15 protein-coding genes and 2 tRNA genes are annotated in these 15,304 nt (G+C 49.4%); 14 read left to right on the forward strand and 3 right to left on the reverse strand.

The window, feature by feature from the left end:
• Positions 1–52 precede the first annotated feature (52 nt).
• Positions 53–2,509, reverse strand: a complete 2,457-nt coding sequence (locus B5X72_RS09785) for a bifunctional UDP-N-acetylmuramoyl-tripeptide:D-alanyl-D-alanine ligase/alanine racemase (protein ID WP_079716697.1) — start codon at positions 2,507–2,509, stop codon at positions 53–55.
• Between the two features lie 56 nt (positions 2,510–2,565).
• Here B5X72_RS09785 and B5X72_RS09790 point away from each other — a divergent pair, with 56 nt between their 5' ends.
• From B5X72_RS09790 to B5X72_RS09845, 13 genes are all read left to right on the forward strand, one after another.
• A complete protein-coding gene (locus B5X72_RS09790; protein ID WP_079716698.1) occupies positions 2,566–3,024 on the forward strand; it encodes a regulatory protein RecX in 459 nt (152 codons plus the stop codon).
• A gap of 63 nt (positions 3,025–3,087) precedes the next feature.
• Positions 3,088–3,160 (forward strand) — tRNA-Gly (locus tag B5X72_RS09795).
• A 129-nt stretch (positions 3,161–3,289) separates the two neighbouring features.
• Positions 3,290–3,727, forward strand: coding sequence for a hypothetical protein (locus B5X72_RS20765; protein ID WP_176146154.1), 438 nt, complete (start codon positions 3,290–3,292; stop codon positions 3,725–3,727).
• Complete coding sequence (locus tag B5X72_RS09800) at positions 3,672–4,610, forward strand: tyrosine-type recombinase/integrase (protein WP_176146155.1); 939 nt, start codon at positions 3,672–3,674, stop codon at positions 4,608–4,610. The genes B5X72_RS20765 and B5X72_RS09800 overlap by 56 nt, the downstream gene beginning before the upstream one ends.
• Positions 4,611–5,080: 470 nt before the next feature.
• Positions 5,081–5,166, forward strand: a tRNA-Leu gene (locus tag B5X72_RS09805).
• A gap of 502 nt (positions 5,167–5,668) precedes the next feature.
• Positions 5,669–5,953: a type II toxin-antitoxin system RelE/ParE family toxin gene (locus B5X72_RS09810; protein WP_079716700.1), complete on the forward strand. Its 285-nt coding sequence runs from the start codon at positions 5,669–5,671 to the stop codon at positions 5,951–5,953.
• Between the two features lie 12 nt (positions 5,954–5,965).
• Positions 5,966–6,268, forward strand: a complete 303-nt coding sequence (locus tag B5X72_RS09815; RefSeq protein ID WP_079716701.1) for a HigA family addiction module antitoxin — start codon at positions 5,966–5,968, stop codon at positions 6,266–6,268.
• A gap of 282 nt (positions 6,269–6,550) precedes the next feature.
• Positions 6,551–7,834: a tetratricopeptide repeat protein gene (locus B5X72_RS09820; protein WP_139378629.1), complete on the forward strand. Its 1,284-nt coding sequence runs from the start codon at positions 6,551–6,553 to the stop codon at positions 7,832–7,834.
• A complete protein-coding gene (locus B5X72_RS09825) occupies positions 7,806–8,342 on the forward strand; it encodes a helix-turn-helix domain-containing protein (RefSeq protein ID WP_176146156.1) in 537 nt (178 codons plus the stop codon). Before B5X72_RS09820 ends, B5X72_RS09825 begins: the two co-directional genes overlap by 29 nt.
• A gap of 133 nt (positions 8,343–8,475) precedes the next feature.
• Positions 8,476–9,402, forward strand: coding sequence for a helix-turn-helix domain-containing protein (locus B5X72_RS09830; protein ID WP_079716704.1), 927 nt, complete (start codon positions 8,476–8,478; stop codon positions 9,400–9,402).
• A complete protein-coding gene (locus B5X72_RS09835) occupies positions 9,399–9,794 on the forward strand; it encodes a response regulator (protein WP_079716705.1) in 396 nt (131 codons plus the stop codon). The genes B5X72_RS09830 and B5X72_RS09835 overlap by 4 nt, the downstream gene beginning before the upstream one ends.
• A 199-nt stretch (positions 9,795–9,993) precedes the next feature.
• Complete coding sequence (locus B5X72_RS09840; protein WP_079716706.1) at positions 9,994–10,344, forward strand: hypothetical protein; 351 nt, start codon at positions 9,994–9,996, stop codon at positions 10,342–10,344.
• Between the two features lie 262 nt (positions 10,345–10,606).
• Positions 10,607–10,984 (forward strand): hypothetical protein, encoded by a 378-nt coding sequence (locus B5X72_RS09845; RefSeq protein ID WP_079716707.1) that lies wholly within the window; start codon positions 10,607–10,609, stop codon positions 10,982–10,984.
• Between the two features lie 42 nt (positions 10,985–11,026).
• Here the strand turns inward: B5X72_RS09845 and B5X72_RS09850 are convergent, their stop codons facing one another.
• Together B5X72_RS09850 and B5X72_RS09855 are read right to left on the reverse strand one after the other, a co-directional pair.
• A complete protein-coding gene (locus tag B5X72_RS09850; protein ID WP_079716708.1) occupies positions 11,027–12,670 on the reverse strand; it encodes an FMN-binding glutamate synthase family protein in 1,644 nt (547 codons plus the stop codon).
• Between the two features lie 185 nt (positions 12,671–12,855).
• Positions 12,856–14,346, reverse strand: a complete 1,491-nt coding sequence (locus tag B5X72_RS09855) for a succinate CoA transferase (protein WP_079716709.1) — start codon at positions 14,344–14,346, stop codon at positions 12,856–12,858.
• A 141-nt stretch (positions 14,347–14,487) separates the two neighbouring features.
• On the opposite strand from B5X72_RS09855, the gene B5X72_RS09860 reads away from it, so the two are divergent.
• Positions 14,488–15,300: an AraC family transcriptional regulator gene (locus tag B5X72_RS09860; RefSeq protein WP_079716710.1), complete on the forward strand. Its 813-nt coding sequence runs from the start codon at positions 14,488–14,490 to the stop codon at positions 15,298–15,300.
• Positions 15,301–15,304 lie beyond the last annotated feature (4 nt).

The following is a 15,304-nucleotide window of genomic DNA, read 5'->3' on the forward strand; positions in this document are numbered from 1 at the left end:
GACGTGTATGGGGACTGCGTATGAGCATTGGAGCATCGACTCCGCCGCAGGACTACCCGTAATAATAGACTCTTTTTACCCGCTGTGATATGCCCGTCAGCAGCTCATAGGGAATCGTACCAATGGTTTTTGCCAACCGGTCGACATCACCAAACACAATGACCTCATCCCCTTCCCGGGCATCAACGCCACTGACATCCAGCATGGTCATATCCATGCAGATATCCCCCACTGTCGGTACAGTCTTGCCTTTGACCATCATGCTTCCCACACCGTTACCGAACCGCCTGTCATAACCGTCCGCGTAGCCAATATTTACCGTAGCAATGGTACTGTCCTTCGTCAGCATTCCACTCCGATTATACCCTACGCTTTCTCCGGCAGGTACCTCCCTGATTTGCGTAATGGTCGTTTTTAAGGTGCTTGCTTGCTGCAACACCAATGCCTTATGCCCCTCGTTATGAACACCATATAGCCCGATACCTAAACGTACCATATCCAAATGCGCTTGCGGCCATCGTTGAATACCCGCGGTGTTGGCGATGTGACGGATAAAAGGGTATCGCAATGCATCAACCAGCTTCCCGGCAAACAACTCAAACGCAGCCAATTGCCGCGCAGTAAATGCGTCATGTGTGGCATCGCCAGCTGCGGCCAGGTGAGAAAACACAGACTGCACTTTTACTTCACCTGTTTCTTGCAAACGACTAATTAACTGTTCAATATCACTTACCGAAAAGCCCAGCCGGTGCATTCCCGTGTCCACTTTGATATGTATGGGATAATCAACCAACTGCTTGCCTGCCAATACCCGGATAAAGTCATCCAGTACACCGAAGCTGTATATTTCCGGCTCCAACCCATGAGCCAAAAGCGCATCGAATGAAGCCGTCGTAGGGCTCATAACCATGATGGGAAGCGTAATTCCGGATTTCCGTAACTCTACCCCTTCGTCCACATACGCCACAGCCAGGTAATCCACTTTATTAAACTGGAGCAAGCTCGCCACTTCATAACTCCCACTGCCGTAGGAAAACGCCTTCACCATAGCCATCAACTTCACATGCTTGGGCAGCAAGGCCCGATATTGATTCAGGTTATGCTCTACGGCATTGAGGTTGGTCTCCAACACCGTGTCATGCAATTTTGCCGTAAGCACTTGACTGATGCGCTCAAACGCATATTTCCTGGCACCTTTCAGGAGAATGGTCTCATCCTGGAAGCGCAAGTCAGCGAGTGATGCCAGAAAAGACGCGGTATCCGCAAACGCTTCATGCCTGACAAAGTCAAACCGCGGCGATTGACGCATCAACCCGGGACCAATCGTAATCAGCCTGGTAATCTTATTATGAGCAAGCAACTTAGCAACCGCTGAATAAACTTCTTCTTCATGTCCGGAAGCTCCCGGTATATCAGACAACACCAGCGTCCGGGAGGCATGTTGTTGCTGCTGTTGCAGAAAATCCAGCGCGATATGCAACGATGACAAATCGTTGCTGTAGCTATCGTCTATTACGGTGCAATTGTTAATGCCTTTTTTCATTTCCAGTCGCATTTCGACCGGCTGCAATGAAACCATCCGTTCGGCTATGACCGCTGAATCATATCCCATCGCCAGCATGGTCGCCCAGCAGCATACGGCATTTTCCCTGGCAGCCGCATCGATAAACGGAATGGTGATTTGCACAAGCTGCCCCTCGTATCGCGCGCGTATGCAGCATTTGCGTCCGGCTAACACGTCGTGGCCCATAACGTGCAACAGGGCGTCCCCCGCTCCCCATGTCATATGCCTCCCCGTGGAGGGTACGGGAATACCGGCTATATGATCCGGTGAATAGACGGCCTGTTTGGCTCCGTTAAACAAGCGGAGCTTTTCACTGATTTTGTCTTTAGCCGAAGCGAACCCATCGTCATGCGCAGGACCTATGTTGGTGAGCACAGCGATGTCCGGTTGGATCATCCGATGTAATACCTCCATCTCCCCTTGCTGACTGATGCCTGCTTCGATTATGGCCAAATCACACGTGTTATCCAACTGCCACAGCGATAGCGCTACCCCGATTTGCGAGTTATAGCTTTTGGGGCTTCGCGCAATGCGGTATTCCGGGGCCAGCAACTGTGCCAGCCATTCTTTCACGATGGTTTTGCCATTACTCCCCGTAATGCCAATCACCGGATAAGCAAACTGATTGCGGTGATGCATGGCGAGTACCTGCAGCGCCTCCAGGGTATCCCCCACAACGATAAAATTTGCTCCGGGAAACCAGGTTGTTTCCGTTTTCCCCTCAGCCACTACAAAATTACGCACTCCGCCGGCATATGCTTCCTTGACATATTGGTGGCCGTCACGCCGGCCTTCCAATGCAAAGAACACGCCATGCTGCGTATCAGAAAGTTTACGGCTATCGTACAGCAATGAACGTACTTCAGCCGACTCATCATTAAAATAAACCCGCACCGTGGGCATCAGCTCGGAAATCCGCCGAATGGTATATGATTGTTCATGCATGGCACGAATTTCAACATTTTTTGGGTTCTGCAAGAATTTTTTGCCATTTTGGACCTATGGAAGTGAAGGAAAAGGCGCGGGCCAAAGCCGAGCAATACTGCGCGTATCAGGAACGGTCGCAACAGGAGGTACGGGACAAGTTATACGGTTGGGGATTGCACCAACAGGACGTGGAAAACGTTATCGCCGATTTGATTGCTGCCGGTTTCCTGAATGAGGAACGGTTTGCACTGGCCTATGCATCAGGCAAATTTCGGATAAAAGGCTGGGGCCGCCACAAAATCAGACAAGGCCTACTGCAAAAATCCGTATCGGCGCCGCTTATCCGTACAGCATTAGCCAGCTTGGATGATGATGCCTATCGTGAAAAATTATACGAATTGCTGCAAGCAAAAGCCCGGTTGGAAAAGGAAAAGCACCCCTATAAACGAAAAAACAAACTGCTTCGTTATGCCTTAAGCAAGGGATACGAAAGTGAACTGGCCCTGGAACTATTGAGTGACAATGAATTGTGATTTTTTTGAAAAAAGTATTGACAGAAGCTGAAAACTCCCTATATTTGCATCCACAAACAGCAAGCGAAAGTAGCTCAGTTGGTAGAGCGCAACCTTGCCAAGGTTGAGGTCGCGAGTTCGAACCTCGTCTTTCGCTCCGGACGGAACCCCTCCTATCGATGATAGGCGGGGTTTTTTCGTGTTTGAGGGATTTGGAAGGGAAACTCCCACCAAAACTCCCACCAAAAAAACCACTGGGACGAGGATAGGTACGAGGATAAAGGAGATGGCAAGGACGGTCGAACGCTTTAAGGAGCCTAAGATCGTCCGCGCCAAGCGGGGCTGGTTCATCGCGCTATATTTCCGCTGGCCGGAAACCCATCCGGAGAAAAAAGGACCTTACAAAAAATTTGAGATTTCCGCAGGGCTCAACCGTATCCATGACCTCGGCAGGCGCGAACGGGAAATGCAGGCCCTGCTGGCCGAGCTGAAAAAGCTGCTGAAAGGAGGATTCGATCCGTTTTTCGAGGATGCCGAAAAAAGCTTCGTTGGTGAAATCGAGGAAAAAAAGGAAAGAAATAGCCGAAATCAGGTGGGCGGAAATCGCCCCGCCCCCGGAAACAGCTTCCGGAAACCTATATACGGCCACCGGCAAACCTTGGGAAACAGTGCCCCCCACAGCCGAAGGCTGGACGCTGGAAGAGGGCATAAAGCGATTCCGTAAATACTGCAAGGGCAGGAACCTTTCCGACCGCACGATAACCACCTATGACTCTTATATCAACAATTTCTCGGATTGGTTGGTGGATTCCGAGCTTATGGGATACCCATGCAGCAAGTTTACCGAGTTTCAGGCCAAGGATTTCCTCGATGAACATTTCGATGAGGAGGAATGGTCTCCGCGGACCTACAACAACCACCTCGATTTCCTGCTGACGCTTTTCAACCGCATCCAAAAGCTCGAAAAGGAAGAAAGCAGACGAAATGGTGGCGGCAAGAAAATCGAATATGAAATTGACATCAGGGAAATAGAACCGAAAAAGGACAGGGCCGAAAAAAACCGGTATTACTCCCCTGCCGTTGCCGAACAGGTAAAAAAAGCAACCAGGAAAGACAAGCGGCTTTACAACTACATCAGGTGGATTTACTATTCTTGCATGAGGCCGAAGGAAATCCGGTTTCTACAGGCGAAGCATATAGACCTCCATGCAAGGCAGATAAAAGTAATTGCCCCGTCTGGGAAAACAGGCGAACGGTTTGTGCCGATTTGTGATGAACTGTACGATTTGATTATCGAATCAGGGCTTTCAAAACTTCCCCTGAACCATTACGTATTCGGCAAAGGTGGAATTCCTTCCGATGAAAAAGCACCCAAAGACACGTTCAGCGGGCTTTACAGGCCCATAAAGAAACTGATTGGCCTGGATGATAAATATACCCTATATGGCTGGAAACACACCCGGGTCGTGAACCTGCTGATGGCAGGGTTTACAGATGCAGAAGTCATGTCGCTTACGGGGCACCATGATTACGAGAGCTTCAAAACCTACAAACGGGAATTGAAAATCGACACATCGGCCATGCAGGGTAAAACAGTGGAGTTCTAAAATTCAGCATCCAAATCCCCTAACAATGGCATTTATTTATCGCCAATTTCATTGATTTTATAACTACCGGTTGGCGCGGTTTCAATCCATTTCCCAAAAACCTCTCTCGGTTCACCAGTCCGTTTGTTTGACATCGTCAATTTATATGACACAATGCGCCGGCGCATTTCAATATCAGTGGAGAACTTTGATTGTCCGGCTGGAGTAGATACCGAGACTTTAATATCTGGAGTATACGGGGAAGCATGGCACTGACGGATAAGGCAAAGTAACGGACCACGAACAAGAAGTAACCGGGCACAGCTGGGACGAAGCCGAACGGACCGAATCAAAAAAAAGAGAAAATACCTTTGCAGATGAGCAAAACACGCTATATTTGCAGTCTGAAAAAAGCCGAGCTTGATCACCATCAGCATGAATGGTGGAACTGGTAGACACGGAGGGCTTAAAAGCTTGCACAAAATAGCCATGCTCGGATGGTGGAACTGGTAGACACGCAGGACTTAAAATCCTGTTCGCCCTAAAGCGAGTGCGGGTTCGATTCCCGCTCCGAGTACAAAAGGCCGCTCAAATTGGGTGGCCTTTTTTTATGCCGGGTCAAACATATAAAAGCGTGGGTAAATGATGATTTTTTCTCATCACCGAGAATTTAGCGAGGTCACACGCTTACAAGGCTTCTTCCAAATCCGACATCCAGCGCAGCGGGCGATGCTCCACGCGTCGGAGAGCTGGCTATTGACGCCGATGGTGCCGTTGAGCTGGTAATTGCCGCTGTCGTTACGGAAAGCCCCACGCGTAGCGTGAGCGCAACCCAGACCCATATGTGTTCGATCTATCGAGGTGGTGGTTCGGGGACCTAAACGAGTTCGCTATTTTAAAAAAATTGCTATGCGAATGTAGGGACAAAAACGATTGACTCAAAAATATTTTTTTCAATCAATCACCATTGTAGCCATCTACTACATCATAAGCAAATACGGTTTTTTGTTTGCGCGTGAAAAGAAAAAAGATTTGCATTTTTCGTTTGACAAGTGTAACTTTACACTTTACAATAAGGCATGATTAAAAGCTTCAAGCATAAGGGGCTAAAATTGCTCTGGGAGGACGGCAAAACGAGCAAGTTGCCAGCCGAACAGGTTGCCCGTATTGAGCGAATGCTTGAAATCATCGACAGTGCATCACAGGTGCCGGAGGATTTTGGGGCATTCCCCAATTGGAATATCCACAAGCTATCGGGCGACCTGAAAGACTTTTGGAGCGTGAAAGTAAACAAGAACTATCGCATCATCTTCCGTTTTGACGGGCAGCATGTACATGATGTGGATTACATAGACTATCATTAAGGAGGGCAAAACATGAAACGTAAAATGCGCCCCGTCCATCCGGGCGAAATATTAAGGGAGGAAGTCATCAACGCGTATGACCTGAAAACAGGCGAAGCCGCTAAAATGTTAGGTGTCTCGCGGCAGACGCTTCACAACATCATTCACGAAAAATCCGACATCACGCCTGACATGGCGTTTCGGATTTCACAGGTGTTTGGCGGCACGGCGGATATTTGGGCGAATATGCAGACCAAATACAATCTGCATCTTGCAGCCGAACGCGCCAAGTCATTCAAGCTAAAACCCTATCGTGGGCAATTGCAAAGCGTTTAATATGGCCGATGCCGGGTTTCCTGTTGCCCATGCGGGAGAAGTGCTAACACTCAAAGATACGGAATTTAGGTCAAACAATTTGTGGTTTTTCATGGTTTTTGCCGGTTTAATAATTATAAGGCTTTTTTTTCATTAAAACGCAAAATCACTGAGTTTCAACGGTTTTTACTTGCCCGACCAACGTTTTAAAGCACAGATAAAACATAACACAATGGTAACCTATTCGTAATCACCAGCAGACATTAGTTAAGTTCCTTGCATAGCGACTTACACATCAACTGCATGGATGTTTCTTCAATTGTTATGTACTTGGGCTTTGTCCTGGCGTCTTATTCTGTCGTGGGAAATGACACCATCCAGACCCTAGGTACTTTTTTAAGTTCCAATGAACGAAAAAGGTGGTGGGTACTCTGGGCATTTGCGGGAGGCATTCTCGCGTGTACCCTTATATTTGGGTATTTGAACCATGCGGGGGATGTTTCTTACGGCAGGCTCGAAAAATATCCGCTACCCGATCCTTTTGAATGGTATTTTCTATTGCCGCCTATTATCTTACTACTCCTAACCCGTACGGGGATACCGGTGAGTACTTCTTTTTTGATTCTGACCTTCTTCAATCCGGAAAACCTGACCAGTATGGTGACCAAATCGGTCTGGGGGTATGTCGTGGCTTTTGTGGCAGCGCTGACGCTGTATTTCACGATTTCGAGGTTATTAAATGCCCTGAAATACTCGCTTATGGCGGACTCCCTTGCTGAAAAATCAGGATCTGAGCTGGTAAGCCGCACAAGCGGAATGGTGGCCTCGCAGTACAGGTCGCTAAAACTCTATGATGAAAGCATTGCATACCTGCAAAAGGCCCTGAAAAACGCGAACCGCCTCAAAGGAACGAACGTACCGACCACCAAGATCATGGTCTACAACGAACTGGGAGCCATTCATTATGAAAAAGCGGATTACGAAAAAACCATTGAAACGGTAAAAGAGCAGCTCGCATTGATAGCCGAAGCCGGACAGGCCTTTCCCGATTCGTCGTTTCAGCACATGCTCGCAATCCACCTGCGGCCAGCCTACCTGAATCTTGGGAGATCGTACTATGAACTTGAAGAGCTTGACTCTGCAAAATCTTATTTCAGCAAAGCGAAAGACCTTTATGCGCAAAGCAGACAGCCCTTACCACCATGGCAGGAGACCGACTTGAATATAAAGCTTGCCGACATCGAAATTGCCGAAGGCGACGCAGATACGGCGTTGGCATACCTCACTACCGCCACATCCCTGGTTGCTGAACTTAACGACAGGGAACTGGAGCACGAACTGGATATCGTTTTCAATAGGTACTACGAGCTCATAAACGATTACCAGAAATCCGATAGCATAAAACGGAAAATAATCGCCCATGTGGCCGACAGGCATCATTCCTCCGCGGAAGCATCCCGGTATATTTTGCAAAAAGAGAAAGCCAACGCTGACTTGCTCAAAAGCAAGAGCGATCTGCTGCTCGTGCTTTTGGCACTCACGCTGCTGGATCATTGTCGTGGTCATCATTTTTCAGAAAAAAAATAAAAAGGCACGGGCCAACTTCGAGCGAATCATAGCGGCACATAAAAACCCGGAACTCAACACGCAGATGCGGGAAAAACAAACGGATCAATCACACGTCCGTCGGGAAAACGGCAACAACCGCCTGCTCGCCGAAGATACCGAAAGGGAGTTGCTGAACAAACTCGTCGTTTTCGAAACCGGGACAGCCTTCACGGAAAAGAACTTCACGATATCCAAACTGGCCGCCCTCATGGGCACCAACACCCGGTACGTCAATCACATCTTGCAAAACCACCGAAACAAAAACTTCAACGACTACTTAAACAGTTTGCGCATCAAATTTATCATCCAAAAGATGATCGACAACCCCGAGTTCCTGAACTACAAAATTAACTACCTTGCTGAGCTCTCAGGTTACTCATCGCATAGTCGTTTTGCGCAGATGTTTAAACAGGAAACCAACATCTCCCCGTCTCAGTTCATTAGCAGACTATCCCAGGAGCAGGAAAAAAGGCGTTCAGCTCCATGAAACTGTCCATAACCACTCTAACTGTATCACTTTTACGAAAACTGATAGTGTTATGTTTGTATAGGCGCAACAATAGTCGGACGTTTGCAGTGTCTCGTAACCATCCACATTTGGTTACCCGAACATTGGCAACATGGAAAAAACGCAGCATGAATTCCAGCTATTGTCACTCCAGGCTTATACGATGGAAAGCCCACATGTGCAGGACGATGGTGATGCCGGTTATTTCACCGTCATCCGAACGTTCACACCGTTGAAGCTCGCTATCGGATCGCAGCATTACGAAGTACCCGGTGACAAACTTGTGTTTATCCGTCCGACAAAGACGATACGCATGTTGTCCGTTGAAGATAGCCGTGGTTTTGTCGTTTCCTTCACCTCATCGTTTTATGAGCGGTCCGGATCGGACTCGTACATCCTCAACTCTGCACTTTATTATGATAAAGAGAAAGCCCTGCAGGTGGCCGGCACGGGCGATACGGAAACCGATTTCAGGCGGATGATCAATAACCGGCTTGAAAGGTGTCCGGACAAACACACCAACCTGTATGCCGCTGTAGCTCATGCTTGCGTAGAATACCTGCTACTGGAAGGGCTCCTGTGGTTGCAGTTGGAACCGGCAACTATCAGCAACCGGGCATTTTCGCCGAACCGTACGGTGAATACATTCTTAATCCTCGTGAATCAGCACTGCCAGCAACATACTGACGTGGCCTACTATGCCCAACAGTTGCATATCGCCCCCCGAAAGCTCTCCGATCTCTGCTACCAGATCCTGGGCAAGTCGGCTAAGCGGGTCATAACGGATATCGTACTGACGGCAGCGCTTCATTGCATACGGAACAGTGACCTGTCCATATCGGAAATCGCGTACGAAATGGGGTTTGCCGAAGAGAGTAACTTCCGCCGGTTTGTCAAAAAACATACCGGCAGGATCCCGTCGGCCTTCAGGAACGAACTCGACCTGCACCATCGAACCAATAAGCTAACGGAAAAAACCAACCCAGCGGGCGAACAACGCTGCATGATGGTCAATCACTTAATGACGAAGGGCGCATGATGGCAACACTTAGTGAAAAAATACAGCTTGTTCTGGCAGATGATTGCGCCTTCCAGCGGAGAGCCATCAGCATGTTGGTCGAAAGCCTCCCTGCTTTTGAGCTTATTGCCGTGGCTGAAGACGGCCTGTCTTTAATAAACCAGCTTTGCAAGCTCCAAACGCTTCCCGGGGCCTGTATACTTGACCTTCATATGCCCGAAATGGATGGAATCACGACGGCCAACGAACTCTCGGGGAGGTTTCCGTCGATAAAACTATTCGGATACACGTCAACCGAAGACAGGCAAGCGATCGATCAGTTCAAAGGAAACGGGGCATTGTCCGTATTTCCAAAGGACCAGCCGATAGCGATGCTTGAAGCCATTGAACATTACATCAGGGAAGACGCGTAAACCACGCATGGCCAATGTACGAAGCAACTTTTTTGGGGTTACTCCGGAAAAAAGACATGAAAACAACATTTTTGAACCCCACAAACCCCATCCACGATTCGCATTTTTGCAGCGGCTCCCATTCAGGGAGTGTTTTCAATAAGGTAGATGTTCTCTGGGGTGGAGCCCTCCACTCCAGAGATTTTTTTAAGCATACACAATGAAGAGCCTATTAATCATTGTACTCCTGGCCGGAGCACTTTTTATCACTTCCTGCCAATCGGCCGGCTACGACCCCGAACCGGCTGGCAACGCCAATGCAGCAATCACCTCCCGCTACGATATCGTAACCCGTTCGGCAACAAATGCGCGGGGCGATACACTGACGATGACTTTCGACAAAGCCGCTGGTATAGCCATGTTCATCCTGAAAAGCGACACGATATGGCTGGAAGCTGACGCCACGGCATCCGGTGTCCGGTATAGCAACGATCGGTATCGCTATACCGAACACCACGGGGTACTGCGGCTTACGAAAGATGGCCAGCCGCTGTTCGAACACAAAAGGTAACGGCCTTCCCTCTTCGACGACGGCGGAAGACACCGCGAACCGTTACCCTGCTCCGCGGCATCCCGACATTCGCGCAATGCGCAATGATGCCGTTCCAGCAAAAGCAAATCAGAAAAAATGATAGGAATATAGCTATTTTGAACACCCACAAAACCTATTGTTTTCATGATCTTTACCGTACATAACGCAAGGAAAGTGCTCCATCCGGCACATCCTTGAAATATCGTATCACATGACTGTTGGCGTACCCGAAACTTGCACCATGAAGCTACCAAGCAACGAGCAACGTTTATCTTCAGGCTCGCTATCCGACGATAGTGCTCCACGCAAACAGACCGTGCGGGAAAACCAGAAAGGCCCTATAGCGCAAGTCTTTCTCAATAGCTTAACCGTAGCGGAGATCTGCCGGCGTACAGCCAATGTGACGGACGACCGGTATCGCGAGGCATTCAGGAAAGGGATTCCCATGTTTTACCACGACATGCGCACAACCAGACCCAATGAATTTATCCGGGCTAACCCCGACGGTTCGGAAGATTTGGTATGTTATGACATCGCCACTCGGGGTTACACGTTGACAAAGCACCTCCTGCCCGCCGGCAAAGGACGCTGGGCTTATCTATCGTGCGCAACTAAATAAACAAGGCATATTTGAATTGAAGGCGGGACGAGTCAAGCATGATTAACCTGTCATCGGCTTCTTCGCCCACGCATATTCCCCGAAATCCACTTCATTGAAATCGGGCTCGAATGATTCCGGACAGCTGATTTTCATCAGGAACTCGAACGACGGCGGGTAAGGTTCAGCCAGCAAACTACCTGTGGGAATGTAAGGGTAACTGTCGAGATAGGTTTCCACACGGTTCGGCGATACGCGGCGATGGATATGGACGCGGTGAATATGGTCCGGATGCTGGATACCTGCCGCACCCAGTAGCTCACCGGCAGCTTTCACGGTTTCATTGTGAAAGTTAGCCACGCGTATCTTTTTGTCGGCGACCACCAGCCCCTTCATCAGTTCGGGGTCTTGCGTGGCCACGCCCGCCGGGCAGGTGTTGGCGTTGCACTCCAGCGCCTGTATACAACCCAGCGCCATCATCATTCCCCGAGCGCTGTTGCAGATATCGGCCCCAAGCGCAAAATTCTTTACCAGATCAAACCCGGTAGCCACCTTGCCCGTGGCGATGATCTTGATGTGCCGTTTGAGGTCAAAGCCCGTCAGGCAATCGTACACAAAGGCCAGCGCCTCGCGCAGCGGCATGCCCACCGAGTTGGAAAACTCAAGGGGTGCGGTACCTGTGCCGCCCTCTCCTCCATCCACGCCCACGAAATCCGGATAGATACCGGTCTTCACCATGGCTTTGCAGATGGCTACAAACTCACTCCGATGCCCAATGCAAAGCTTGAAGCCGACAGGTTTGCCGTCCGACAGTTCACGCAGTTCTTTCACAAACCCCAGCAAGCCGATCGGCGTGGAAAACGAACGGTGATACGGTGGTGAATCCACATCCTTTCCCGGTTCCACCATCCGTATGCGCGCCACTTCTTCCGTCACCTTCGCCGCGGGGAGCATGCCCCCATGGCCCGGCTTGGCACCCTGGGAAAGCTTGATTTCGATCATCTTAACCTGCGGATGCCGTGCTTTCTGGCTGAATGCCTCCGGGTTGAAACGCCCGTCGGGATGCCGGCATCCGAAATATGCGGTGCCGATCTGCCACACGACATCGCCGCCGCCACGCAGGTGGTAATCCGTCAGTCCTCCTTCGCCGGTATTGTGGTAAAACCCACCGATTTTGGCTCCTTCATTGAGCGCGACAATTGCGTTTCGGCTCAAAGAACCGTAGCTCATCGCCGAGATATTGAAGACGCTGCTGGAGTACGGCTGTCGGCATTGCGGCCCGCCTACCGTTACCCGCGGCTTTTCATTCACCTTAAAATAGTCAAGTGCATTAATGCTGTGGCTCAACCATTCGTAGTTATTGGCATACACATCCAATTGCGTACCGAAGGCGGTGGTGTCGCGTTCACGTTTGGACCGCTGATAGATCACACTGCGATGAAGCCGGTTAAATGGACGTCCGTCTGTATCGCTCTCCACAAAATACTGCTGGATTTCAGGGCGGATACTTTCAAATAAATAACGCAACCTCCCGAGCAACGGAAAGTTCCGCCGAATGGCACGCCTGGTCTGGACAATATCCATGATGCCCAATCCAATCAGGGGGCCTAAGACCACCAGACTCCATAATATCGGCGGCCACAGGAGTCTCACGGCCAACACCGTGGAAACAATAATTACAGCGCCGTATATAAATTTCTTTCGCATGGGTTATATCCGTTTTATTCAACGCGTCCACTGAAATGCTTTCGAAAAGTGTGGTTTGCACGAACCGCAAAACTACCTGCCGCCCATTAAACGAAACTTAAACAACCATTAGAACTTGATTAAAAATCGCCAGCGACATTAAAACGACATTAACGCGGCAGTGTACCGGCCAGATAAAAAAACATTTATTTCATACTGCCTGTTTCCCTAAATCGGGTGTGCCAGCTGAATGCTTCTTCAAGGATATGCGGCGTATGGCCTCCCCGTAATGCCTGGGCCCGGTCAAAGTAAGACTGCAAAGCCTCCCGGTAATCCGGATGCACACAGTTGTCGATAATCGTTTGTGCACGTTCGCGGGGAGCCAAGCCGCGCAGGTCAGCAAGCCCGATGTCTGTGACCAGGATATCGACGTCATGCTCGGTATGATCGACATGTGATACCATAGGCAACACATGTGAAATATTGTCATCCTTGGAAGCAGCCTGGGCCACGAAAATGCTGAGGTAGGCATTTCTTGCAAAGTCACCCGAACCGCCTATGCCATTCATGATGTTTGTACCGCCGATGTGTGTCGAATTGACGTTCCCGTAGATATCAAACTCGATGGCTGTATTAATCGCGATGACCCCCAGACGGCGGATTAAACCGGGTGTGTTGCTGATGTTCTGCGGTCTCAGCACAATCCGGTCTTTATACCTCTGCAAATTACTGAAAACCCGGTCATAGCATTCGGACGAAACGGTGATTGAAGATGCTGAAGCAAAACTCATCTTTCCGCTATCCAGCAAATCGAACGTACTGTCTTGCAAAACTTCCGAAAACATCCGCAGGTCGTAAAAATTGCTGTCCTTGAAACCGGATAGCACCGCATTGGCTACTTTGCCAATACCGGCCTGCAAGGGTAGTAACCTATCCGTAAGATGGCCCTTTTTGACTTCATCTTCAAAAAACCGGAGCAAATGCTGGGCGATGGCCGTGGTCTTGGCATCCGGTGGGGCAATATCAGCCGGACTATCCTGGATATCGGTAAATACGATGGCGGCGATCTTGTTGATATCAACCGGGATGGAACGCCTGCCAATACGATTCTCCGGCGCCACAATTGGAATCACATTGCGGTGTGGATAATTCTCCGGCTGGAAAATATCGTGCAGGCCGTAAATGGATTCGGGCACTTTGGTATTGATCTCGATGATTATTTTTTTGGCTAAACTGAGAAACGTCACCGAGTTGCCTACCGAAGTCGTTGGCACGACGCTCCCATCACGTTCAATGAAGGCTGCTTCTATCACGGCAATGTCCACCGGGGGAAGACATTGGTTATGCAGCAGTTCGGCACTTTCGCTGAGGTGCTGGTCGATAAACAACACCTCTCCTTTATTGATTGCTTCCCGAAGTATCCGGTCTACCTGAAACGGCATTCGCTTGGCCAGTGCGCCCGCACGGGTAAGCTTGGCGTCGGTGTCATGCCCCAATGAGGCGCCGGTCATCAACGTCACTTTCAACTCCTCCTTTTCCGCACGTTTGGCCAATGCGTCGAGCACCACTTTGCTGTCACCGGCTTTCGTAAACCCGCTTGCTCCCACCACCATACCGTGCTGGAACAGCTGGGCGGCCTGCTCGGCGTTGACGACCTTATCAAACAATTCTTCGGCTTTGATTCTTTCGTATGACATGGCATTTATTTTTATCTCCTTGCAATAATAAGGGTTATCTGTCCGCTACAGTTATCGTTTGACGTCATATTTTTATCCGTTTTAGACAAACAGTCGTATTTTCTGCTTATTTTAGCCCACAAAAAGCGATTATAGCAGCGGATGGGACATTACGTAAGCAGGTATTATATTACGGAAGTGGATCGTTTTCCGGATACGATTTATTGCCATCACGCCGTGATGGGCGAAAAATTCATTCCCGAGCACGAGCACAAAAAAGGCCAGTTCCTCTACACGGAGGGTGGCGTGGTATACCTCAACACCCCTCAACAGTCTTATTTTTTACCTGCAAGGCACTACATCTGGATTCCGGCCGGTGTACGGCATAGTATTCATCCCAGCACACCCAAGGTCATCATGCGCAACCTGTATTTTCCGGTATCTGCATGCGATGACGTTTTTTTTTCCAAAACGGCTATCTATCCGGTCGACAATTTATTGATGGAGTTGATGATGTTTACCAACCGCTGGAACGGCAACATCCGCCCGGAAGAGGAAAGCAGGTACAGTATCGCCAAGGCATTCAAAATGTTGCTTCCTGAGCTTGGCAGGGGCGCTTTACCGCTGGCACTGCCCTACCCGGGCGATAGCCGGCTGGTAAAAATCGTGGAATACCTCGACGAGCATGTTGCCGACAACATCGGGTTTAAACATGTTGCCGATCATTTCGGCGTAAGCGAACGGTCATTAGCGCGTTTATTCCAAAAGGACCTCAACATGTCTTTTATCCAGTATTTTACCATTTTACGGATGCTGAAAGGCTTGAAATTGTTACTTGATGACAAGCTCAGCATCAATGAAGTGGCCTCAAAAGTGGGATATAGCAGCCTGCCCACCTTCAGCAATACCTTTACTAAAATCATCGGCGTAAGGCCGAGTGAATATGTCAAGCACCGTGGGCTATGGTACAAATAACACA

The sequence above is a fragment of the Parapedobacter luteus genome (assembly GCF_900168055.1).
GTDB classification, from domain to species: domain Bacteria; phylum Bacteroidota; class Bacteroidia; order Sphingobacteriales; family Sphingobacteriaceae; genus Parapedobacter; species Parapedobacter luteus.

Excerpts from the sequence above, each read along its gene's own strand:
- B5X72_RS20765 (WP_176146154.1), top strand. The coding sequence starts at position 3,290 with ATGGCAAGGACGGTCGAACGCTTTAAGGAGCCTAAGATCGTCCGCGCC.
- B5X72_RS09855 (WP_079716709.1), bottom strand. The coding sequence starts at position 14,346 with ATGTCATACGAAAGAATCAAAGCCGAAGAATTGTTTGATAAGGTCGTC.
- B5X72_RS09845 (WP_079716707.1), top strand. The coding sequence starts at position 10,607 with ATGAAGCTACCAAGCAACGAGCAACGTTTATCTTCAGGCTCGCTATCC.
- B5X72_RS09810 (WP_079716700.1), top strand. The coding sequence starts at position 5,669 with ATGATTAAAAGCTTCAAGCATAAGGGGCTAAAATTGCTCTGGGAGGAC.
- B5X72_RS09860 (WP_079716710.1), top strand. The coding sequence starts at position 14,488 with ATGGGACATTACGTAAGCAGGTATTATATTACGGAAGTGGATCGTTTT.
- B5X72_RS09785 (WP_079716697.1), bottom strand. The coding sequence starts at position 2,509 with ATGCATGAACAATCATATACCATTCGGCGGATTTCCGAGCTGATGCCC.
- B5X72_RS09830 (WP_079716704.1), top strand. The coding sequence starts at position 8,476 with ATGGAAAAAACGCAGCATGAATTCCAGCTATTGTCACTCCAGGCTTAT.
- B5X72_RS09790 (WP_079716698.1), top strand. The coding sequence starts at position 2,566 with ATGGAAGTGAAGGAAAAGGCGCGGGCCAAAGCCGAGCAATACTGCGCG.
- B5X72_RS09840 (WP_079716706.1), top strand. The coding sequence starts at position 9,994 with ATGAAGAGCCTATTAATCATTGTACTCCTGGCCGGAGCACTTTTTATC.
- B5X72_RS09815 (WP_079716701.1), top strand. The coding sequence starts at position 5,966 with ATGAAACGTAAAATGCGCCCCGTCCATCCGGGCGAAATATTAAGGGAG.
- B5X72_RS09835 (WP_079716705.1), top strand. The coding sequence starts at position 9,399 with ATGATGGCAACACTTAGTGAAAAAATACAGCTTGTTCTGGCAGATGAT.
- B5X72_RS09820 (WP_139378629.1), top strand. The coding sequence starts at position 6,551 with ATGGATGTTTCTTCAATTGTTATGTACTTGGGCTTTGTCCTGGCGTCT.
- B5X72_RS09850 (WP_079716708.1), bottom strand. The coding sequence starts at position 12,670 with ATGCGAAAGAAATTTATATACGGCGCTGTAATTATTGTTTCCACGGTG.